Here is a 22,627-nt window from a genome sequence, read left to right as displayed (position 1 = left end):
CCATAAGGATTGCTATCATATAACGTTTCATGTGTTTTGTGCGTTTTTATTTGTGGTATTTTTATGCAGTTTATTAAAAAAGTTTTAACATACATCGCCTTATTGCTTGCCATCATCATAGTTGTTTTGCTGGGGTTTTATTTGTATATAATCAGCCAGTCCACCCGTCAAGGCGACATCGTTTGGCAGTCATGCTATCGTCTTGCTTATTTGTCATGGTTTGTTGTGCCACCATCTGTCAAATTGCAATGTGCCACTGTGAGTGTGCCTGTGGATTATGATAAACCAGATGGCAGACACTTTGTCATACCGCTCACTCGCCTGCCTAGCCACAGCGAAATCACCATGGGTGATTTACTGATTTTAAATGGTGGACCTGGTAGTCATAGTCTTGATATGGGCATGATGATGACAGATGCATTCGGGCAGCGACTTAGGTATAATTTTCATATATTGGGTTATGCTCCCCGTGGTATCAGCCCATCTAACCCTGCCATCAGTTGTGGTGAGCAAGACGACAGCGATGCTCAGGCTTATATGAATGCTTGTATTAAGCACACAGGGGCAGACATCTTGCCTTTTATCAGCTCAAAGCAGGTGGTGCGTGATTTGGAGATGATTCGTCAAAGTTTGGGTGATGATACTTGGTCAATGCTTGGCTACTCTTATGGTACAAAGCTGGTTGCCAAATATGCCGAGCATTACCCAAGCCATCTTAGAGCAGGCGTGTTAGATGGGGTGGTGGATACCAGCGAAGAGCTGTTTACGATTTTGCATCATCAATACAAAGGTGCTCAGGTGGCTTTTGAGGCGTTTATGAAAAATTGCCCTGCCGATTGTGTGTTTGACAGAAACCAAGACCCCAATCAAGCGTTTATTGCCAAGCTAAAAGACATTGAACAAAAAAATCTGACCGATAAAAATGGCGATTTGATAGACAGTGAAAGCATATTAAAGATTTTTAATAACAATTTGACAGATGAAAGCTATTGGCAGGATTTGTATGTCATGTTTGCTCAGTTAGATAAGGGGCAGACAAGCGAGTACAATATCCAGCAACTGATTGCTGAATTTGGCGAACAGGGATTTAGTGAAGACGCTTTGACTTTGGTGAATTGTGCTGATTCTGCCCCAAAATTATCCAAAGATGACTACATCAAACAAGCCAAAATCATTGACAAACAAGCCCCTTATGATGACATCACTCCCAAACGTGATGATGAGTACCTAGATGCTTGCTATCATTGGCAATGGCAAGCAGTTGATGATTTGAACGAAAATCTTGTTACGACCGCCACGCCAAATTTATTGTTTGTTGCCCAAAAATATGATTTTGCCACCCCCTTTGCCAATGCCAAAACCATGGCAGACCGCTTTAATGATACGCTGATTTATACGCCTTATTATGGTCATACGGTCAGTTTGTCGGACATGAATGCGTGTGTGGACACTCATGTGGTGAACTATCTGATAAATCCAAAAACAGATTTTGGTGAGCGATATGTGTTTTGTCAGTAGTGGTAGGAAAATTTTTAAAAAAGCCTTGAAAAAATTTACCCCAAACACCATGTTTAAGGGCAATCTGGTTTGACCAGTGATTTGTCAGTTTAATGGAGAAAATCTATGTCTATTCGTCCTTTGCACGACCGCATTGTCGTTCGCCGTACCGAAGAAGAGCAAAAAACCGCAGGTGGCATTTTGCTACCGGGTTCTGCCCAAGAAAAACCCCAACAAGGTGAAGTCATCGCCGTGGGCAATGGTCAAATCACCGACAATGGCGTACGTCCTTTGGATGTTAAAGTTGGCGACAAAGTTCTGTTTGGTCAATACGCAGGTCAAACCGTCAAAGTAGATGGCGAAGAGCTGCTTATCATGAAAGAATCTGATGTGCTTGGCGTACTTGAAGGCTAATCCTTTAAAATTTTTGGAGATTTAAAAATGGCAAAAGATGTAAAATTTGGCGTATCTGCCCGTGAAAAAATGATTGATGGCGTAAATATCCTAGCGGACGCCGTGAAAGTAACCCTAGGTCCAAAAGGTCGCAATGTGGTGATTGACAAATCTTTTGGGGCCCCTACCATCACCAAAGACGGCGTGAGCGTTGCCAAAGAGATTGAGCTTGAAGACAAATTTGAAAACATGGGTGCTCAGTTGGTTCGTGAAGTCGCCAGCAAAACCAACGATGTCGCTGGTGATGGTACAACCACGGCGACCGTGCTTGCCCAAGCGATTTTGACCGAAGGCATGAAAACGGTCGCTGCTGGCATGAATCCTATGGATTTAAAACGTGGTATTGATAAAGCGACTCGTGTGGCAGTTGAGCAAATCCACGCATTATCTACTCCTGCTGATGACTTTAAAGCCATCGCCCAAGTGGGTTCTATCTCTGCCAATTCAGATGCCAAAATCGGCGAGCTGATTAGTGAAGCAATGAAAACTGTTGGCAAACAAGGCGTGATTACCGTAGAAGAAGGTTCAGGCTTTGAAGACACCCTAGAAGTGGTTGAAGGCATGCAGTTTGACCGTGGTTATATCAGCCCTTATTTTGCCAACAAACAAGACAGCCTAACGTGCGAGTTTGACAATCCTTACATCCTATTGGTGGACAAAAAAATCTCTAACATTCGTGAGATTGTGCCACTATTAGAGCAAGTCATGCAAACCAGCCGTCCGCTACTTATCATTGCCGAAGATGTGGAAAACGAAGCCTTGGCGACTTTGGTGGTCAATAACTTACGTGGTGGCTTAAAAACTTGTGCGGTCAAAGCCCCAGGATTTGGCGACCGTCGCAAAGCCATGCTTCAAGACATTGCAATTTTGACAGGTGGTGTGGTGATTTCAGAAGAAGTGGGTCTATCACTTGAAACAGCCACGCTTGACCATCTGGGTACTGCCAAAAAAATCACCGTGGGCAAAGAAAACACTGTGATTGTTGATGGTGCAGGCGACAAAGCACAGATTGACAGCCGTGTAGAGTCTATCAAACGTCAAGTAGAAGAATCCACGTCAGATTATGACAAAGAAAAACTCCAAGAGCGTGTTGCTAAGCTCTCTGGTGGTGTGGCGGTGATTAAAGTGGGTGCTGCCACCGAAACTGAAATGAAAGAGAAAAAAGACCGTGTTGATGACGCTCTACACGCCACGCGTGCAGCGGTTGAAGAGGGCATCGTACCTGGTGGTGGTGTTGCCCTAGTGCGTGCTTTGGCGGCTTTGGCTGAGCTTAAAGGCGATAATGATGACCAAAATGCAGGTATCAATATCCTAAGACGAGCAATGGAAGCCCCACTTCGCCAAATCGTTACCAATGCAGGCGATGAAGCCAGTGTGATTGTCAATGAAGTTAAAAATGGACAAGGTAATTATGGCTACAACGCAGCCACAGGTGAGTATGGCGATATGCTAGAAATGGGCATTCTTGACCCTGCTAAGGTAACACGCTCAGCCCTAGAACACGCCGCTTCTGTGGCAGGGCTTATGCTGACTACCGAAGTGATGATTACTGACAAACCAGCCCCAGAAGCTCCAATGGCAGGCGGTGCTGGCATGGGCGGTATGGGTGGCATGGGCGGTATGATGTAATCAGCTCACCAACCCAAAAAAATCCTGTCTGATGGCAGGATTTTTTATTTTTAGAATTTTAGATAAGTCATGAGATGAGTATCAATTTTTGTGAAACTGCTTTGTTAAAATAAGCAAAAAATCTGTCGCAAAAATATGATAACTGATTGAATTTGAAGTTATTTTTTAAAATGTATAACTTTTAATCAAATTTATCCCAAGCCATGTATTTTAGGGCATACAGCTTAAAAATCATGAGTTATCCACAGACTTATCCACAGTTTTTGGGGAAAACTGGGGGAAAAGTTTATCGCTGATATGATACCGTTTGTCTGATATTAGAATAATCAAGGCTTTGCCAAATCGCTCTAACTTAAATGATGATATGATAAATGTGTTTTAGATATTTTTTTTCACAAAAACATCACAAAAATATGACCTGTTTCACAAAAAATGGCGTTTTGAAAAATAATGATAAACATTAGCCATACATCTTAAATACCACACAGGTTTATATTTTTTGATATAACAAATCCCAAGATGCGCGCCCATAATCTTGCCCACGTTTTTCAAACTTAGTAGCAGGACGAAAATCAGGGCGTGGTGAAAAATTGCCTTTGCCTGCTAAGTTATTAAAAATGGGCATATTGTCCAGCACTTCAAGCATCCATAAAGCATAATGCTCCCAATCGGTTGCACTATGAAAAATCCCACCTGTTTTTAGTTTGTTGGCAACCAAAGTCATGCGTTGATTGGTAACAAAACGGCGTTTATAATGTCGCTTTTTTTGCCAAGGGTCAGGAAAATATAACTGCACGGTGTCTAAATGCTCGTCAGGTAGGTTGTTAAGCAAGGCGATGGCATCTCCATTCATCACTTTTAGATTGGTCAAACCAAGCTCACACGCCACAAAGGCAGTGCGACCAATCCCCGGTTCATGGACTTCTATGCCAACAAAATTCCGCTTTGGCTCATCTTGTGCCATTTGTATCAAGCTATCGCCCATGCCAAAACCAATCTCCAAAGTCAAAGGAGCGTCCGTGCCATTTGTGCCATCAGCAAAACACAGGCGTAAATCTTTGATGTTAGAGACATCGCCAAGTCGCCCCAAATCTTTGCCGTGATTGATGATATAAGGAGCAAAAGCAGGGTCGGTTAGGGCGGTTTGGGCGTGTTGCGACAGATGGGTTCGCCGTCTCATAAAGGTGGCAATCGCTTGGCTGTATTGGCTGGGTGTGCGTGCCAGCCCTGCAATTTCATGTTTGATGACATCAAGCGACACATCAGGCGTTTGGCGGTCGCCACCAACAGGAGCAAGGGGTGTTTTTTTAGGTTGTGATAAATCAGTCATGGCATATTTGTTCTAAACAGCGTAAAATGTCAAGTATTATAAAGTATTCATCATTTAAGTACAATTCACGATTTAGCACAATTAAGCAGCACAACCATCATGTTTCGTTTGCCATTTTTAGAAGATACCACACCACCACCTTTTTATCTGCCACAACTGTCAGACAAAGAAAGGACACAGCTTGACAAATGGTTTATCGGTCATCGTTCGCAGGCGTATTATTTAAAGCGTTTTGGTGAGTTTGACAAAGTGGGTAAACTTCACGCACGTTGGAATTGGTCGGCATTTGTGGCGACATTTGGCTGGCTGATGTATCGTAAGCGTTATTTGGATTGTTTGGTGTACTGTATTGCAGGTTGGTCGTTTATTAAGCTAAATATCGTCATCATTTTGGCGGTGTGTCAGTTTTTGTTTGTTGGTAAATTGCCAGATGTTTATCAGGTTTATGTGCGTGTGGCGATTGGTGGTGTGGTGTGGCTATTTTGGGCGGGTATGGTGGCACGTTGGGCGGACGCTTATTATTATCGCATGGCACGCCGTGAGATAGCGGACGCAGTAGAGATGTACCCAAATGATAAAGACGCCCAAAAAGCACACTTGATACGCCACGGACAAACCAGCCTTATGGGGCTTGGTCTTGCTTTTGGAGTGTTTGGGGCGATACTTGCCATCATTGTGGTGCAGTTTGTGCCACTGATTGCCCATCAAAAAGAGCAACAAACCATCTACGACAGTCATCGTATGGCTCGGGCGGTGCAACAACGGGTTGCACTCATTTATGAAAAAACTGGTAGCTGTCCTGTGGGTATGCCTGTAACTGCCGACAATCAAAAAGTTTTGATTGAAGTGGTGGGCAGTTTGCCTTATGTCAAAACAGACTGTGCGATTGTGGCAACAGTTTCAAAGGCGGGCTATCCTGTGCGGTATCTCAATGGACGAAATCTGACTTTGTATCATGTGCAAGATACTGATGGCAAATCGCTGTGGCGATGTCAAACGTCTCTAAACAAAAAACAAGCCCCAAAACGCTGTATGTGATGTTGAGGTCTGTTTTTTATGGTTTTGAGAGATGTGCTGATGAGAGATATTGCCAAAATCCTAAAAAATTGCTAGAATTTGAAAGATTTTGTTTTGTGCAAAATTTTAATCATCTTTATTTTAGGAATTTATCATGGCACTAGAACGTACCTTATCTATCATCAAACCAGATGCTGTTGGTGGCAACCATATTGGTGAGATTTTTTCTCGTTTTGAAAAAAATGGTCTAAAAATTGTTGCAACCAAAATGAAGCACTTGTCAAAAGAAGAAGCCGAAGGTTTTTATGCTGAGCATAAAGAGCGCGGTTTTTTTGCTGACCTAGTGGCATTTATGACATCAGGTCCTGTGGTGGTGTCTGTACTAGAAGGCGAAAACGCTGTATTGGCTCACCGTGATATTTTGGGTGCGACCAATCCTAAGGAAGCGGCAGCAGGTACCATCCGTGCTGATTTTGCTACCAGCATTGACGAAAATGCCGCTCATGGCTCTGACAGCACCACATCTGCTGAGCGTGAAATTGCTTATTTCTTTGCTGCTGATGAGATTTGCCCACGCACTCGCTAATGTCAGCTTGATAAAGCGGCCGCCTTTGGGTGGTCGTTTTTTTATGGGTATAAAATATTGAGATTGGCTTGTTCATGTTTTTTTAGCCAAATGTAAAAACCTAGTCAAATCAGTCATACATATCACCTTCTAACACATAAGTTTTCTAAACCCTGTGGTTTTGTTGGCGTTTTGTGCAAATGATGAATTTTTGTAAAATTTTTAGTATAATAGCACGTTTATTTTTATCATCATTTTATCATGACCACCAAAATCCCTGTCATTCACACGCCAAATTTGCCAATGGATACAAACGATGACTCCCCAAAAACCAATCTTTTGGGATTATCAAAAGATGAGTTGTCTGCATTTTTTGTACAGATGGGCGAAAAGGCGTTTCGTGCCACGCAGGTGATGAAATGGATTTATCAGTTTGGGGTAATTGATTTTTATCAGATGACCAATTTATCCAAAAAATTGCAACAAAAACTAGACGAAGTGGCGTGTATTGTGCCACCAAAGGTAAAGTTTAAGGAGTTTAGCGAAGATGGCACACGCAAATGGGTGTTTGAAGTGGCAGGTGGGTCGCTGGTTGAGACGGTGCTTATCCCTGCGGAGGATAACAAACAGTTTGGGCGTAAAACTTTGTGTGTTTCATCACAAGTTGGTTGTGCTTTGGATTGTTCGTTTTGTAGTACGGGCAAACAAGGTTTTGAGCGAGATTTGACCGCCAGTGAGATTATTGGTCAGCTTTGGGTGGCAAATCAATCTTATATGCAAGGCGTGCCACCTACCGAGCGTCAAAACCATGTAACCAACGTGGTGATGATGGGCATGGGTGAGCCACTATTAAACTATGAGCCTGTGGTGGCGAGCATGAGTTTGATGTTAGATGACCATGCTTTTGGACTGTCTAAACGCCGTGTTACGCTCTCTACATCAGGCGTTGTACCAAAAATGTACGATTTGGCAAAAGACATTGATGTGGCACTTGCCATCAGTTTGCACGCCCCAAACGATGAGCTGCGTAATGAGCTTGTGCCGATTAACAAAAAATATCCGTTATCTGAGCTTATCAAAGCTGCCAAAGCCTACATTTATGATGAAAATCCTAGACACAAAAAGCATGTTACCATTGAGTATGTCATGCTAAATGGGGTCAATGACAGCGACACGCACGCTTATGAGTTGGTGGCACTTTTAAAGGACTTGCCCAGCAAAATCAATCTTATTCCCTTTAACCCGTTTCCACACGCGCCTTATGGACGGTCAAGCAACAACCGCATCCATGCGTTTAGTAACATCTTAAATCAAGCAGGCTTTGTGTGTACGGTGCGTCAAACTCGGGGTGATGACATTGATGCGGCGTGTGGACAGTTGGTGGGACAGGTGGCGGACAGAACACGCCGAGCCAAAAAATGGCAAGAAAGCATACTAAAACGCCAAAACGCATGATTAGATGACAAAAAGCCGTTAAAATGGGCTAAAAGGTTGGCAAATTTTTGGATACTTGCTAGAATAAAAGTAATGTATCAATAGATGGTAAACTTATGAAATCTTTACTAATCCTTGCCGTTTTAGTGGTGGCGTTAACAGGTTGTCAAAGCACGCCAAGTGGTCATAGCTCTGATGTTCGTGCCGTCTCAGCCAAAAGTCAGTTGGCACAGGTGCGTACCGCTTTGGCAGGGCAGTATATCAGCGAAAGAAAGCTAGATGATGCTAAACAACAACTAGAAATTGCGTTTCAGGCGGATAGCCGTTATGCTCCTGCTTATGACATGATGGGGAATTTATTAAGCGAAGAAGGTAGCCAAATTAACCTTGCCAAGGCGGATGAATATTTTAAAAAAGCACTTTCCATAGACCCTAATTTTACCCAAGCTCGCAATAATTATGGTGTTTATTTGTCCAAAGTTGGTCGCTACACCGAAGCCATAGAGCAGTTTAACATTGCTGGCAGTACTTTGGGCTATATGGGGCGGTCATCGTCTTTGGAAAATTTGGGGCTGACCTACCTAAAAATCGGAGATGAAAAATCCGCCGAAAATGCCTTTAATCGGGCGTTGGAAATAGATTCAGAGTTGGTGGTTGCCAAGATGGAGCTGGTTGATATTTTGATTAACCAAAAACGCACTTTGCAAGCCAAAGAGTACTATGACAGCCTAAAAAATCTGTGGCAACTTCATAATGAGCCAATGTCTGCTCGTTTGATTTATCAAGGATTAAAACTTAGCATATTACAAAACAACCCCCAAGAACGTCAGCGTTTGTCGGGTTTATTATTATCACAATATCCGCTTTCTGATGAAGCGAAAAAACTGAAAACTTGGCTAAATAACCCATCTGGAGCACCTTTAAAGTGAGCAATTCAACAAACGAATCAAAACCACAGTCAAATAATGGATTTGGCGGAAAATTACGCAGTGCCAGAACATCTCGGGGCTATTCTTTGGATGCAGTTGCCAAAGAGTTAAATATTTTAAAGCGTTACGTTCAAGCCTTAGAAGAAGAAAATTTTGCTGCTTTGCCACCATTTGCCTATGCTCGGGGTTTTATTATTAACTATGCTAAGTTTTTGGAGTTGGATAGTAACGAGTTTGCCAATGCTTTTGATGCGGTATATCCTGATGACATGCGTCCCAAATCCGTGTCATCGCCACTAACCCCAATGGGAACATTGCACCGTGGACGTGCGTCTGTTCGTATTAATCCTTGGCTGATTGCGGGGGTGATAGGGTTGATTGTGCTTGGGGTTGTCCTATTAAAAATCATCTCAAACGCTACCAATAAAGAAGAAAATATTGAACAAATTCCCCAAACGCAAACATTAACCCCAAGCGAGCAAGCCCAAGGAGCGGCGATTGGTGGCTCAGGTTCGGCTGTTAATTTGCCAGCACCCCCAGTCAATGAGCCTGTGCCAGCAGGTCAAGGTGTGATTGACATTTGGTCAAAAGGCGATGTGAATATTAAAATTACTGACAAAAATGATAATGTGTTAATGCAAGGTTTGCAGTCTTTGGGTGGTTACAAACTTCAAGGTGAAACTCCCATTAAGGTGGAGATTGACAATCCAGCTCAGGTTGATGTGAAGTTTAATAATACGCCTGTGCGTTTGGGAGAACACACCCAAAACGGCAAAGCCAGCCTAACTTTACAATAATCTCAAACGGAAATATCATGAGCCACCACACCCCCATCAAACGCCGTCCCACCAAAAAAATCTACGTTGGCAATGTTGCCATTGGTGGTGATGCCCCCATCAGCGTCCAAAGCATGACCAATACTGACACTTGTGATGTGGCAGCCACTGTTGCTCAGATACAAAGGTGTGTGGACGCTGGGGCGGATTTGATGCGTGTTTCTACGCCCACGATGGAAAGTGTGGTAGCCTTTGGCGAGATTAAAAAGCAGGTGGACATACCGCTCATTGCTGACATTCATTTTGATTATAAAATTGCCTTGGCGGTAGCGGACGCTGGGGCGGATTGTTTGCGAATAAACCCCGGCAACATTGGCAATGACCAAAAAGTGCGTGAGGTGGTTGCTTGTGCCAAACACCATAATGTGCCGATTCGTATCGGAGTAAATGCTGGCTCACTAGAAAAGGATTTACAAAAAAAGTACGGCGAGCCAACGGGGGAAGCCATGCTAGAATCGGCACTTCGCCACATTGATATTTTGGAAAAATTAGATTTTCAAAACTACAAAATCTCTGTCAAAGCCAGCAATGTATTTTTGACTTTGGACGCTTATCGGCTGATTTCTGCTCAGATTGATAACCCCTTGCACCTTGGTGTTACCGAAGCGGGCGTGTATCGTACAGGTACGGTCAAATCAGCCATTGCCCTAGGTGGACTGCTGCTTGATGGCATTGGTGATACCATGCGGATTTCTTTGGCAAGCCCCCCCGAAGAAGAGATTAAAATTGGCTTTGATATTTTAAAATCACTGGGTATCCGCTCCAATGGCGTAAATTTTATTGCTTGCCCGTCTTGCTCGCGTCAAGAATTTGATGTGATTAAAGTGATGAACGAGCTAGAAGCACGTTTAGAAGACATACGAGAGCCTTTGGATTTGTCGGTGATTGGCTGTAAAGTGAATGGGCCTGGTGAAGCCAAAGAAGCAACCATCGGTGTGGTGGGGGCTAGCCCTAATTCATTGGTTTATAAAATGGGTCAAAAAAGCCATCTTATCAGCACAAGCAACCTTGTGGATGAGATTGAGCAAATGGTGCGTGAAAAAGCCAAAGAGCTTGCCGAAGCACGAGCGATTGCCAAGCAAAAAGAGATTATCCGGGTGGGGTGATGGATAATCTGGTACAAGAGAAATTAAGTTTTGCAAAATTGGCAATATTGGCAATGAACATGGTTAATCGCCCTACGACACCTTATGAATTATGGGAATTGGTTTTAGAGCATAAACTACATCATCAATTAGCTTGTTTTGATGTGCAAACACAAACATTTAGTGGCAAAACACCACATGCGACTTTTTGCCGAGTTATTTATACCGATAAAGTAAATTTTCAAGAAGTACCCAACACCAAACCCAAACAATATATTTTGAAAAAATTGAAAGATACTTTTATTAATAAAGAAAATATTGTTAATCAAAATAACAGGGCGATTGTTAAGAAATCCAAATTTCACGAACGAGATTTGCATCCTATTTTGGTGTATTTTTTAAAACATCATGCGTATTTCAAAGCCCATGCAAAAACCATTTTTCATGAAGAAAGTTTTAAGGGTAAAAAGGGTGGGGATAAATGGTTATATCCTGATATGGTGGCGGTTAATTTTGAGTATGCCAATTATCAAGAAAATAATGTGCTTGATTTTATTAAAAAGTTTGATATTTTACCCATTAAAATTTTTTCTTTTGAAATTAAAAAAGAGCTAAATTTTAATAATTATAAAGAAAGTTTCTTTCAGGCGGTAAGTAATTCTAGCTGGGCAAATGAAGGTTATTTGGTCGCTTATGACATTGAGCAAAATAGCCAGTTTATAGAAGCCTTACAGAAACTCAGCCAAAGCTTTGGTATTGGGGTCATTGAATTAAATTTGGCTGATATTCAGAAAAGTCAAATTTTATCCCCTGCCAGATTTAAAGAAAAAATGGATTATTCGGTGGTTGATGAATTGGCAACAAAAAATCCAAATTTTGCTCAATTTTTAAAAACGGTAACGGATTTTGATTTATCAAACCCTAATCGATTTTTAAATGAGTTTGATAAGATCCTATCTAATGATAAATTGGTTGATTATTTAAATAGTCAATTAAAATTAAACGACTAATTAAAACTATAAGGCAATGATATGAGTAAAATCACCGCCATTCGTGGCTTTAATGACATTTTGCCCAGCGAGACTGCCAAATGGCGTGATGTGGAGCGTGTCTTAACTCAGGTGCTAGATGGCTATGGATACAGCCAAATTCGTTTGCCCTTGGTGGAAGAGACCGAGCTATTTGCTCGTGGTGTGGGCGAGGCGACTGACATTGTAGAAAAAGAGATGTTTGGTGTGGTGCACGGCGGTAACAAGGGTGATGAAAATGCGTCTTTTACCTTACGTCCAGAAGGCACGGCAGGCTGTGTGCGAGCGGTGGTAGAGCATAATCTTGTGCGTGGCGACACACCAAAACTGTGGTACATGGGAGCGATGTTTCGCTATGAGCGTCCACAAAAGGGGCGTTATCGTCAGTTTACCCAGCTTGGGGTGGAGAGCTTTGGCAGTGCTTTGCCTGATGCGGATGCTGAGCTGATTGCCATGACGGCGATGATGTGGAAACGGCTTGGGATTTTTGAGCATGTTACTTTACAGCTAAACAGCATTGGTGAGGCAAGTGAACGCATGGCTTATAAAGAAGCCTTGGTGGCGTATCTTACCGCTCATTTTGATGGACTTGACGAGGACAGCCAAAGACGACTGACCACCAACCCTTTGCGGATTTTGGACAGTAAAGATGAGCAAACCCAAGCGATTTTGCTCGGTGCTCCTAGGCTGTCTGATTTTTTGGGTGAGGACAGTCGCCATCATTTTGAACAGGTGCAAAACTATTTGCATGCACTTGGTATTGACTTTGAGATTAACCAAAAACTGGTGCGTGGGCTTGATTATTACAACAAAACCGTCTTTGAGTGGGTAACGGACAAACTGGGCTCACAGGCAACCGTCTGTGGTGGTGGGCGTTATGATGGACTGGTAGGGATTGTTAAAGGCAAGCCAGAGCAGTCCGAGCCTGCGGTGGGCTTTGCGATGGGGGTTGAGCGATTGATGCTGCTGATTGAAGCGGTCAATCCCATGAAGCAAAAAGCCGATTGTGATGTTTTTGTGGTGGCAAGTGAAGCGGTTTATGTGAATGCAGTGCTTTATGCCAATGAGCTACGCACACATCGCCCTGATTTGCGTGTAAAAATGGCATCTGCCACCAGTTTAAAGGCACAAATGAAAAAGGCGGACAAATCTGGGGCAACCTACACAGTCATCATTGGTGAGCAAGAAGTGGCAGACAATGTGGTAACGGTCAAAAATATGACCACAGGTGAGCAGGCGAGCTGTGCAATGGATGATGTGCCTTTTCTTGCTGGCTAAAAACACTTAAAACCAATAAGATGAATGTCTGATAAAAGATGTATCAACCATGATTTTGCTAAATTTGCTGATTTTTAAAGGTTGTGATTTGCTTTTAATGATGCTTAGATGGTGTTAAATCGTGGTTGGCCAATCTGAAATGATGGGGTATGATTTATCAAAAAATACCCAAAGGATTTATCAAAACGACAAGGCGATTAGGTGTGAGCAATAGAGCAAATTGATAAGGCGATGACAGTTTCCAAGATGTGAAATAAGAGTAAATACATGAAACAAGACGATACTTTGGTGGTTAATGATAAGCAAGCGATGAGTGCTTTAAAAAAGCACGGCGATAAAATCGTTTGGGCGATTATTATTGCATTGGCAGGTTATTTTGGTTGGGAGTATTACCAGAAAAATCATGCCAAGATTGACATCGTGGCAGCCGACAGTTATACACTTATCAGCGAAAAAAATGACGCACTTGCTTTGGGAAGGCAGGCACCTGATTTGGATGAAGCCACTCAGACACAGCTCAATCAGGAGCAACAAGCGTTATTTGCTGACATTGACAAATTGGTGGCACAGCATGGCAAAACCGCTTATGCATGGCAGGCACTGATGATAAAAGCACGCCATCAGTCGGATAATGCTGACCACACAGGTGCAGTAGAGACTCTTAAAAAAGCAAGTGCCATCAATCTTGATGATGAAGGTTTGTCCGCCATTACCATGCTACGACTTGCTCAGGCAACTTTGGCAACAGGTGATGGCGATACAGCGATGAGCTTGGCAAATCAAAGCATGCCAAAGGGTTTTGAGCCGTCTCGTCAGGAGCTTTTGGGAGACATTTATGTTGCCAAAAATGACAGCGATAATGCCAAAAAATCTTATGAAACAGCATGGGATATTTTATCTGAGCGTGGTGAAGTGCGTTCTTTATTGAGTTTAAAAATGCAAGCACTGGGCATGACTCCCAAGCCCATTATCCAAAATAGCGTGGTCAGTCAGCCTGAGCAAAGTGCCACTGCACCATCTGATAAAACAAATGAATTATCAAAATAAGGAATGCTATGAAAAATCATAATTTGGTTAAAACTGCCTTGGTAAGTAGTCTTGTCGTGGTGAGCTTGGTGGGTGCTGGCTGTTCAAAAAGTATCAAGCCCCAAGAGCGTAAACCTGCCAAACTTATCAAGGTGGATAATGCGGTGTCGGTGTTAAATCCTATGGCTAAGATTGCTTTGCCCCAAGGTGGCGGACGTTTGTTGAACAAAACTGCCATCAATAAAAAAGACGTGATTGATTTGCAAGTTGCCATCATTGACCGCACGCTGATTGCTGTCAGCCGCTCAGGATTGGTGGCAGCTTATGCACTTCATGGCGGTCAAATGCTGTGGTCGGTGGATATTGGCGAAGCAGTGGTTAGTGGTGTTGGCGTGGAAAAGGATTCAGGCACGGTGGTGGTTGGCACTCGCTCGGGCAAAGTGGTGGCGATAGACGCAAACTCTCAGGCGATACGCTGGCAAAAAACCCTACCAAGCTCATCACTTGCACCTGCTTTGGTGGCTCATGACCGTGTGATGGTCTCTGCAAATGATGGCGTGATTTATGCCCTAAGCACTCAAACAGGACAGCAGGTGTGGCAGTTTAATGCTCAAACCCCAGAAGTCAGCTTGCGGGGAGTTGCTACGCCATTATACCTAGACGGTCAAACAGCGGTATTTGGCACAGCTGACGGACGTATTTATGCCATCAATCCTGAGATTGGTAGACCGCTATGGAATCGCCGAGTGGGGCGTGCGGTGGGTGGCAGTCAAGTACATCGCATGAGTGATGTGGACGGTCAGCCACTTGTTGTGGGTCATCATCTATACGCCATCAGCGTCAGTGGACAGCTCACAGGCTATGATACGACCACAGGTCAGACCATGTTTACTGCATCTTTGGCAAGCAACAAAAGCTTGACTGCATTGGGCAATCTGTTGATTGGAGCAAGTCTTGATGGTGATGTGGTGGCGTTTGACCGCATTACAGGACAAAAAATGTGGGAAAACAGCGAACTGAAATACCGCAAACTGACCAATCCTATCGCCATTGGAAATTATGTGGCGGTTGGTGATTTGGATGGGGTGATTCATGTGTTGGATAATTCAGGCAAAATCATCAGTCGTACTGAAACCAAAGGGCGACTGACCAGTCTGCACGCCCAAAACCGTCATCTATATACACAAACTACTGATGGCGTGGTCAATGTTTGGCAATTTTAAAAAAAGGGCGTTTGCCCTTTTTATTTTAGTGTGTCTTTTTAGATGTTAATTTTGATGTACCGTAATAGGCGTTACTTGTTGCACGTCATCAAAACTCACACCATCTGCCAGCTCCACCAAAAGTAGCCCTTTGTCAGTGACATCATACACGCCAAGCTCGGTGATGATACGATTAACCACACCTTTGCCCGTCAAGGGCAGTTGGCATTTGGGTAGGAGTTTGGGGTCGCCGTGCTTATTGACCTGTTCCATCAAAACAATCACTCGCTGTACGCCTGCCACCAAATCCATCGCTCCACCCATGCCTTTAACCATTTTACCTGGTATCATCCAGTTGGCAAGGTCGCCAGTCTCTGACACTTCCATTGCACCCAAAATGGCAAGATTGACCTTGCCACCACGTATCATAGCAAACGATTGTGATGAGCTAAAAAAACTGGCTCCAAGTTGGGTGGTTACGGTTTGTTTGCCAGCGTTAATCAAATCAGCATCAACTTCATCTTCGCTAGGAAATGCCCCAATGCCCAACAGTCCATTTTCTGATTGGAGCATGACGTTTATGCCGTCAGGGATATAATTGGCAACTAAAATTGATACCAATCTTATTATAAAACTTATGGTAAATTAATAAACTGACAAATGTCTCGTAGTAACCTGAAGTGATGGTGATTTATAAACCATTCATCATACGACTGGCATTTAGGGCGAAATACGTCAAAATACCATCACACCCCGCACGTCTAAATCCGATAAGGCTCTCTAAAATCACCGCATCTGTCAGCCAGCCGTTTTGTATGGCTGCCATGTGCATGGCGTATTCTCCTGATACTTGATAAGCAAAGGTTGGTACGCCAAAGGTGTCTTTGACTTCACGCACCACATCAAGATATGGCTGTCCGGGTTTAACCATCACCATGTCCGCCCCTTCGGATAAATCAAGGGCAACTTCGTGCAGTGCTTCGGCTCGGTTGGCAGGGTTCATCTGATAGCCTTTTTTGTGTCCTTTTAGGTTGCCTGATGAACCAACGGCATCTCTAAATGGTCCATAATAAGCGGATGCATATTTGGCAGAGTACGCCATGATGGCGGTGTTATGAAACCCTTCTTGTTCTAGGGCTTCACGCATGGCACGAATGCGACCGTCCATCATGTCGCTTGGGGAAACCACGTCTGCCCCCGCCTGAGCATGAGCAAGTGTTTGTTTGACAAGAACTTCGGTGGTGATGTCATTTAACACATAACCTGTTTCATCAATAATGCCGTCTTGACCATGCGTGGTATAAGGGTCTAAGGCGACATCGGTCATCACCAGCATGTCAGGGCAGGCATCTTTGATGGCACGCACTGCACGCACCGCAAGCGTATCAGGATGATAAGCATTATCACCTGTGGGTGTTTTTAGGGTAGGGTTAATGACAGGAAAAATATCCACCATACGCATGCCTTCTTGATACAACTTTTTGACATGATTGATGGTCAAATCAATGGATAGGCGTTCTACATCAGGCATGCTTTTAATGCTTTCTCTTGTGTTATTGCCTTCAATGACAAACAAAGGGGCAATCAGATGGCAGGGTTTTAAATGACTTTCTGCCACCATTTCACGAATGCCATCAGAGACTCTCATGCGGCGTAAGCGAGTGTGTGGGAACTGGCGGTTAAAGATGTGGTTGTTCATGATTTTCTCAATATGACTGTTACTAATGTGTTGTTATGTTGATAGATGGCTGTTGCCTTTGGCAGAGCTGGCGGTGGTTAATTGATTTTAAGCCACCATTTAAGCTACCATTTTAAACCAACTCTATCTTATCAAAATTTTATCAAATAAAAAAGCCGACCGTAGCCGACTTTATCTGTGATTAAAAAAGTCCTTTAACCCAATCCACCAAACTCTCCCACATACGACTCATGATGCCTGCTTGTTCCACGTCTTCGGTAGCAATGATGGGGGTGCTGGCGACCACATTGCCATCAACCACTGCCATCATCTGACCAAGTTCTTGACCTTTTTTGATGGGGGCGGTGATGGTGTCATCAAATTTGGTGGTGTGGCTGATGACAGGTTTTTGGGTTTTGGTGGTCAGCACCTTTAAAGTGTCTGCCGTAACGGTTTTGACGGTTTTGACTTGACCAAATTTGACAGGTGCTACCCCTGCGTCCTGACCTTTTGGGGCGACAACGATGTTGGCAAAATGTCCAAAGCCAAAGTTGAGCAATTCGCCTGCTTGGTCAGCACGAGCTTGCATGCTTTTTGCCCCTAAAACCACCGCAATCAGACGCATATTGTCTCGTTCGCCCGAAGCTGATAGGGAGTAGCCTGACTCACCAGTGTGCCCTGTTTTTAATCCGTCCACAGTGCTGTCGGTAAACAGTAGGGCGTTGCGGTTTTGTTGCTTGATGTTGTTGTAGGTAAATTCTTTTTCAGCATAGATTTTATAATAAGCCCCACTATTTTTGATGACCGCACGAGACAGTACTGCCAAATCTTTGGCACTGGCTTTATGGTTGGGCGATGGCATGCCTGTGGCGTTTTCAAAATGTGTGGCAGTCATGCCCAGTTTTTTGGCTTCATCGTTCATCAGTATGGCAAAAGCTGACTCAGAGCCTGCCATGTGCTCAGCGACTGCTTTTGATGCGTCATTGCCTGATTGAATGATGATACCACGAAGCATATCAATGGCTCTGGCACTTTCGTTTAGGGGAACGTACATACATGATTCACTGCTAGAACCACGACACCATGCCGATTGGCTCATTTTAATGGGCGTATCTTCGGACATCTCGCCTGACAGTAATTTTTGTTCTAGTAGGTAGCTGGTCATCATTTTAGTTAATGATGCAGGGGGCAGGGGCATGTCAGCGTTTTTTTGAGCAAGAATGGTGCCTGTATCATAATCCATCAAAATATAGGCGTTGTTGTCTTGGGTGGGTGGGGTGATGTTGTTGGCAAAAGCAACATGACCGATGGCAAACATCAGGCAGGCAAGCAGAGTTTTTGGGGTGCGACTTGTCATAAGATAACCATGAAATACAAAAAGAAACGTAAACGACTACAAGGGGGCATAAAAAACACTCACTATATCAAAAAACACAAAAAATTAAAACAATTTATAAGGGCATTTACAGCTTTTTGTGTGAAAAATGATGACACAGCCTGCCATTTATCATCAAAAGATGATGGAAGATTGGGCGAATTCTTGGCATAGGGCTTTGTTTTCACTGGGTGGAAAGCTGGCTGTCCAGTTTTTTAGGCTTTTGAGTGCGACTTGATAGTCTTGTTTACTGGCAAGTTTTTGCATGGCTTCTTTGGGGTCGCTGGCATTTGGCATAAATAGGCGAATTTGGTTTTGGTAAGCGGCATTAAATTGGGCTTGTTGTTTTACAGTCAGCATGGATGGGCAGATTTCAAACAGGGCTTGGGCTAGGGCAAGTTTATACTCGGTGTCGCTGATGTTAAGTAGGGGATATTTATTGGGGAGTGAATATTGACCGCCGTCCATAGCGTGAGTGTGGTTTTGACTACCAAATGCCAACAAAGTACAAATTAGGGTAATGTTGGTGATGGGGAATATGCGTTTTAATAACATAATGACAATCCCATGAAATTAACGTGGAGTGCATATCATACTGTTTTATGACAAAAAAATCTTGTGAATATCAGCCAAAAGTGTATAAATAAGGTGTTTAATCTTATTTTTGAGCAAAAGAAACGGGCGTTTTGTCAAAAAAATAATCAATCATGTTTCATGTTGATAACATTATTTACAATTAAGAAGCAGTTTGGTAATAAATGCAAGTGGTCAAAAAAATCATGCACCATGATGATAAAAGTTTTTATCAATCAACAAATCAAGGCGACAAATTGTTAAAAATTTCTTATAATGGCAGTTTTATCATCATCAATGACCATGAGCCAAAACCGACTGATAGACCCCAACCTAAAAAAAGACGATGCCCTAGACCGAGCCATACGCCCCACAAGTTTGGCGGATTATATCGGTCAGCCCAAGGTGCGTGAGCAGATGGAAGTGTTTATTGGGGCTGCCAAAAAACGCCGAGAAGCACTTGACCACACACTCATCTTTGGACCGCCGGGGCTTGGCAAAACCACACTGGCAAACATCATCGCTCGTGAGATGGGGGGTAATTTGCGTAGCACAAGTGGTCCTGTGTTGGAGCGAGCAGGCGATTTGGCTGCCATGCTGACCAATTTAGAAGAAGGCGACGTGCTGTTTATTGATGAGATTCATAGACTTAGCCCTGTCATTGAAGAGATATTGTATCCTGCAATGGAAGACTATCAGCTTGACATCATGATAGGTGAAGGTCCTGCGGCACGTTCTATTAAGCTGGATTTGCCCCCTTTTACTTTGGTGGCGGCAACCACACGAGCAGGACTTTTGACATCGCCACTTAGAGACCGTTTTGGTATTGTGCAAAGGCTAGAATTTTATGATGTGGCAGATTTGACCACGATTGTCAAACGCTCGGGCAGATTGCTTGGAGTGCAGATTCAAAGCGATGGGGCAAGTGAAGTGGCTCGCCGTAGCCGTGGCACACCCCGCATTGCCAACCGTTTGCTTCGCCGAGTGCGTGATTATGCCGAAGTCAAAGGCGATGGCGTGGTAACAGGGCAGATGGCAAGCCTTGCTTTGGATATGCTGTCTGTGGACAAACAAGGGCTTGACCATTTAGACAGGCGGTATTTATCCATGCTAAAAGAGCGGTTTGATGGGCGACCTGCTGGTGTGGAAGCCATTGCTGCTGCCATGGCGGAAGACCGTGGTACGCTAGAAGATGTGATAGAGCCATATTTGATACAACAAGGTTATATTCAGCGTACGCCAAAAGGACGGGCTTTATTAGATAAAGGTGTGGTGCTGGCAAGTGAGATGGTATTGGCATGATACCAAAAGGTTTTGGTAAAGATCATGACATTTTTTTGATAAAATACAACAAACTTTAACAAAGCCTTTGGGTAAAAGGTTGGGTTTTCAGGTATAGTAAGCATTAAATAACGACAATCAAAACCTTTTAAATGGGAGAGTTTATGCAAAAATTAGCCAAACTTCATCGCTCAAAAAATAACCGTATGTTGGCAGGCGTGTTTGGTGGTGTGGGGGAATATTTGGGGTGGTCGCCAAATATGCTAAGATTGCTGTTTGTGTTATCCATTCCTTTGACAGTAACGGTTACCTTGTGGATTGCGATTGTGGCTTATGCGATTTTGTGGACAGTCATGCCAGAGGCAACCCCTGAGTCTTATATTGACCACGCAAATACACCCAGACGCATCAACTAAGTCAAAACTTATCGGCTAAAAACCATACAAAAACTGTGTGGTTTTTTGTTTTATGGGGGTGGATTGTGCTAAAATAGGCTATTTTTATCAATCAAAGTGAAAATCATGAAAACTCCCCTAACTTTCCAAGAGATTATCCTAACCCTTCAAAACTACTGGGCAAGCCGTGGCTGTGTGGTGTTGCAGCCTTATGACATGGAAATGGGAGCAGGGACATTTCATACAGCAACCTTTTTACGAGCTTTAACCCCCGAAAAATGGAACGCCGCTTATGTTCAGCCGTCTCGCCGTCCCACCGATGGGCGTTATGGCGACAACCCAAACCGCTTGCAGCATTATTATCAGTTTCAAGTGGTGCTAAAACCTAATCCGTCCAATATCCAAGAGCTGTATTTAGGCTCCCTAGAAGCTTTGGGGATTGATACACTGACCCACGATGTGCGATTTGTAGAAGACAACTGGGAGAGCCCAACTTTGGGGGCGTGGGGCTTGGGCTGGGAAGTGTGGCTCAATGGCATGGAAGTTACCCAATTTACCTATTTTCAGCAGGTGGGGGGAATTGAGTGTTTCCCTGTAACAGGCGAGATTACTTATGGGCTTGAACGCCTTGCTATGTACATTCAGGGCGTGGACAGCGTCTATGATTTGGTGTGGACAGACGGTGAGTTTGGACGGGTAACTTATGGTGATGTCTTTCACCAAAACGAAGTGGAGCAGTCCACCTACAACTTTGAATATGCCAATGTGGACAAACTTTTTGAGCTGTTTGATTTTTATGAAAGCGAAGCTGACCGCCTTGTCATTGCCAATTTGCCCTTGCCTGCTTATGAGATGGTCTTAAAGGCAAGCCATACTTTTAACCTACTAGATGCTCGTGGGGCGATTAGTGTTACCGAGCGTCAGCGTTTTATCCTGCGTGTGCGGACATTGGCTCGTAAAGTGGCGACAAGCTACACGGTGGCAAGAGCTAAACTTGGCTTTCCTTTGGCGGACGAAGCACATAAGGCAGAAGCGTTGGAGAAGTGGCTGCCGAAGGAGAATAATGAATGAACCAAGAACAGTTTTGGCAAAATTTTGAATTAGGCACAGAGTTGGATATAGCCCTAACCTTTGTTTATGATGGTTTAAAGTGTTTTGATGATTTGGAGTATTTAAATGATACAAGTGATGTTTTTCATTGCTTGTATCATTTATCAGTTGGTTTTGAAAGAGTTTTTAAAATTGGCATTATTTTAAGAGAGTTTAATGATGGTGTGAGTGTTGATAATATTGAGAGCAGTTTAATTACTCACGATACAAATCATTTATTTGACAGATTGAGTAAGAACTATCTTATTGACAGCAAGGATTTTTTTAATCTTGGAAAAAATCATAAAGAATTTTTGTGTTTATTGGGAAAGTTTTATAAAACATATCGCTATGATAGATTTTCTATGAGTGTTAAGGAAAAAAATGAAAGTCTTGATTTGATTTCTTTTTTTCAAAAATACCTTACAGACGGTTTGGAAAAAGATAATTTTTCTAATGTGTATACAAATAATGAAAAAATTAAAAAATTTTTAAATAAAACTGTACTCAAAATAATCCAAAAGAGTTATGAGCTTATTTGCAATGAAGCTCAAAATAAAAACTTGTATACACATGAATTAAAATATGATAGCAAGGCTTTTCATTTGATAAATTGTAGTAGTTATGATAAATTTTGCTTATCAGATATGAAGTATTCTCAAAAAGAAATTCTTATATGGTTGTTAAATAATACAAAAGTGTCGTCATATCAAAAATTTATTAGAGACATAAAACCACTAGATTTAGATATTGCTTTACTGGATGAATATTTGAAATTTTTATTTGGAAACTTCTCATCAACAGTGTTATCAGAAATTGAATGTTTATATGAGAAAGAAATTAATATTAAAGAGCGTTTGAATAGTTTGAGTGTTATTGGTGATGGCTCTTTATTATTTGAAGATGACTTATCTAGATAAAGTATTT

General features: G+C 42.9%; 21 protein-coding genes and 1 pseudogene. 17 read left to right on the top strand and 5 right to left on the bottom strand.

The window, feature by feature from the left end:
• Nucleotides 1–63: 63 nt before the first annotated feature.
• The 3 genes from CEW93_RS02755 to groL all read left to right on the top strand — a co-directional run bounded on the left by CEW93_RS02755 (nt 64) and on the right by groL (nt 3,579).
• Nucleotides 64–1,518 (top strand): alpha/beta fold hydrolase, encoded by a 1,455-nt coding sequence (locus CEW93_RS02755; protein ID WP_089539149.1) that lies wholly within the window; start codon nt 64–66, stop codon nt 1,516–1,518.
• 105 nt (nt 1,519–1,623) lie between these two features.
• The gene (locus CEW93_RS02750; protein ID WP_089539148.1) at nt 1,624–1,911 is read left to right on the top strand and encodes a co-chaperone GroES; all 288 of its coding nucleotides are present in this window, start codon (nt 1,624–1,626) and stop codon (nt 1,909–1,911) included.
• A gap of 27 nt (nt 1,912–1,938) precedes the next feature.
• Entirely contained in the window at nt 1,939–3,579 is a 1,641-nt protein-coding gene (gene groL / locus CEW93_RS02745) for a chaperonin GroEL (protein ID WP_146416631.1), read from the top strand.
• 490 nt (nt 3,580–4,069) lie between these two features.
• Here groL and trmB read toward each other — a convergent pair whose 3' ends face one another.
• The gene (trmB, locus tag CEW93_RS02740; protein WP_089539146.1) at nt 4,070–4,909 is read right to left on the bottom strand and encodes a tRNA (guanosine(46)-N7)-methyltransferase TrmB; all 840 of its coding nucleotides are present in this window, start codon (nt 4,907–4,909) and stop codon (nt 4,070–4,072) included.
• 99 nt (nt 4,910–5,008) lie between these two features.
• Here trmB and CEW93_RS02735 point away from each other — a divergent pair, with 99 nt between their 5' ends.
• The 10 genes from CEW93_RS02735 (at nt 5,009) to bamB (ending at nt 15,330) form a co-directional block, all read left to right on the top strand.
• The gene (locus CEW93_RS02735; RefSeq protein ID WP_089539145.1) at nt 5,009–5,947 is read left to right on the top strand and encodes a DUF2628 domain-containing protein; all 939 of its coding nucleotides are present in this window, start codon (nt 5,009–5,011) and stop codon (nt 5,945–5,947) included.
• A 133-nt stretch (nt 5,948–6,080) separates the two neighbouring features.
• Nucleotides 6,081–6,512 (top strand): nucleoside-diphosphate kinase, encoded by a 432-nt coding sequence (gene ndk, locus CEW93_RS02730; RefSeq protein ID WP_089539144.1) that lies wholly within the window; start codon nt 6,081–6,083, stop codon nt 6,510–6,512.
• Nucleotides 6,513–6,794: 282 nt separating this feature from the next.
• Nucleotides 6,795–7,946, top strand: coding sequence for a 23S rRNA (adenine(2503)-C(2))-methyltransferase RlmN (gene rlmN, locus CEW93_RS02725; protein ID WP_089539197.1), 1,152 nt, complete (start codon nt 6,795–6,797; stop codon nt 7,944–7,946).
• Between the two features lie 95 nt (nt 7,947–8,041).
• Nucleotides 8,042–8,854: a type IV pilus biogenesis/stability protein PilW gene (gene pilW / locus CEW93_RS02720; RefSeq protein WP_089539143.1), complete on the top strand. Its 813-nt coding sequence runs from the start codon at nt 8,042–8,044 to the stop codon at nt 8,852–8,854.
• Nucleotides 8,851–9,651 carry a helix-turn-helix domain-containing protein gene (locus tag CEW93_RS02715; RefSeq protein ID WP_089539142.1) on the top strand — a complete coding sequence of 267 codons (801 nt, stop codon included), beginning with the start codon at nt 8,851–8,853 and terminating at the stop codon, nt 9,649–9,651. The genes pilW and CEW93_RS02715 overlap by 4 nt, the downstream gene beginning before the upstream one ends.
• Before the next feature lie 17 nt (nt 9,652–9,668).
• Entirely contained in the window at nt 9,669–10,796 is a 1,128-nt protein-coding gene (gene ispG, locus CEW93_RS02710) for a flavodoxin-dependent (E)-4-hydroxy-3-methylbut-2-enyl-diphosphate synthase (protein ID WP_089539141.1), read from the top strand.
• Nucleotides 10,796–11,785, top strand: coding sequence for a hypothetical protein (locus CEW93_RS02705; RefSeq protein WP_089539140.1), 990 nt, complete (start codon nt 10,796–10,798; stop codon nt 11,783–11,785). Before ispG ends, CEW93_RS02705 begins: the two co-directional genes overlap by 1 nt.
• A 21-nt stretch (nt 11,786–11,806) precedes the next feature.
• On the top strand, nt 11,807–13,081 hold the full coding sequence (hisS, locus tag CEW93_RS02700; protein ID WP_089539139.1) for a histidine--tRNA ligase: 1,275 nt from the start codon (nt 11,807–11,809) through the stop codon (nt 13,079–13,081).
• A 267-nt stretch (nt 13,082–13,348) separates the two neighbouring features.
• Nucleotides 13,349–14,128 carry a tetratricopeptide repeat protein gene (locus CEW93_RS02695; RefSeq protein WP_089539138.1) on the top strand — a complete coding sequence of 260 codons (780 nt, stop codon included), beginning with the start codon at nt 13,349–13,351 and terminating at the stop codon, nt 14,126–14,128.
• Nucleotides 14,129–14,136: 8 nt separating this feature from the next.
• Nucleotides 14,137–15,330: an outer membrane protein assembly factor BamB gene (gene bamB, locus CEW93_RS02690; protein ID WP_089539137.1), complete on the top strand. Its 1,194-nt coding sequence runs from the start codon at nt 14,137–14,139 to the stop codon at nt 15,328–15,330.
• A gap of 45 nt (nt 15,331–15,375) precedes the next feature.
• Here bamB and CEW93_RS02685 read toward each other — a convergent pair.
• The 4 genes and pseudogenes from CEW93_RS02685 to CEW93_RS02670 all read right to left on the bottom strand — a co-directional run.
• Nucleotides 15,376–15,918, bottom strand: a pseudogene (locus tag CEW93_RS02685) (3-oxoacid CoA-transferase subunit B); the annotation flags it as partial.
• A gap of 82 nt (nt 15,919–16,000) precedes the next feature.
• A complete protein-coding gene (hemB, locus tag CEW93_RS02680) occupies nt 16,001–17,008 on the bottom strand; it encodes a porphobilinogen synthase (protein WP_089539135.1) in 1,008 nt (335 codons plus the stop codon).
• 181 nt (nt 17,009–17,189) lie between these two features.
• Entirely contained in the window at nt 17,190–18,344 is a 1,155-nt protein-coding gene (locus CEW93_RS02675; RefSeq protein WP_089539134.1) for a D-alanyl-D-alanine carboxypeptidase family protein, read from the bottom strand.
• Between the two features lie 153 nt (nt 18,345–18,497).
• Nucleotides 18,498–18,917, bottom strand: coding sequence for an MCR_0457 family protein (locus tag CEW93_RS02670; RefSeq protein WP_089539133.1), 420 nt, complete (start codon nt 18,915–18,917; stop codon nt 18,498–18,500).
• Between the two features lie 321 nt (nt 18,918–19,238).
• Between CEW93_RS02670 and ruvB the strand changes: the two genes are divergently transcribed.
• The 4 genes from ruvB to CEW93_RS02650 all read left to right on the top strand — a co-directional run bounded on the left by ruvB (nt 19,239) and on the right by CEW93_RS02650 (nt 22,620).
• Complete coding sequence (ruvB, locus tag CEW93_RS02665) at nt 19,239–20,237, top strand: Holliday junction branch migration DNA helicase RuvB (protein WP_089539196.1); 999 nt, start codon at nt 19,239–19,241, stop codon at nt 20,235–20,237.
• 143 nt (nt 20,238–20,380) lie between these two features.
• On the top strand, nt 20,381–20,632 hold the full coding sequence (locus CEW93_RS02660; RefSeq protein ID WP_089539132.1) for a PspC domain-containing protein: 252 nt from the start codon (nt 20,381–20,383) through the stop codon (nt 20,630–20,632).
• Nucleotides 20,633–20,737: 105 nt separating this feature from the next.
• Nucleotides 20,738–21,682, top strand: a complete 945-nt coding sequence (gene glyQ, locus CEW93_RS02655) for a glycine--tRNA ligase subunit alpha (RefSeq protein ID WP_089539131.1) — start codon at nt 20,738–20,740, stop codon at nt 21,680–21,682.
• Nucleotides 21,679–22,620 (top strand): hypothetical protein, encoded by a 942-nt coding sequence (locus CEW93_RS02650; RefSeq protein WP_089539130.1) that lies wholly within the window; start codon nt 21,679–21,681, stop codon nt 22,618–22,620. Before glyQ ends, CEW93_RS02650 begins: the two co-directional genes overlap by 4 nt.
• Nucleotides 22,621–22,627 lie beyond the last annotated feature (7 nt).

Source organism: Moraxella sp. VT-16-12 (assembly GCF_002224245.2).
In the GTDB taxonomy this organism is placed as follows: domain Bacteria; phylum Pseudomonadota; class Gammaproteobacteria; order Pseudomonadales; family Moraxellaceae; genus Moraxella.
This window is presented reverse-complemented; position numbering and strand designations above follow the sequence as displayed.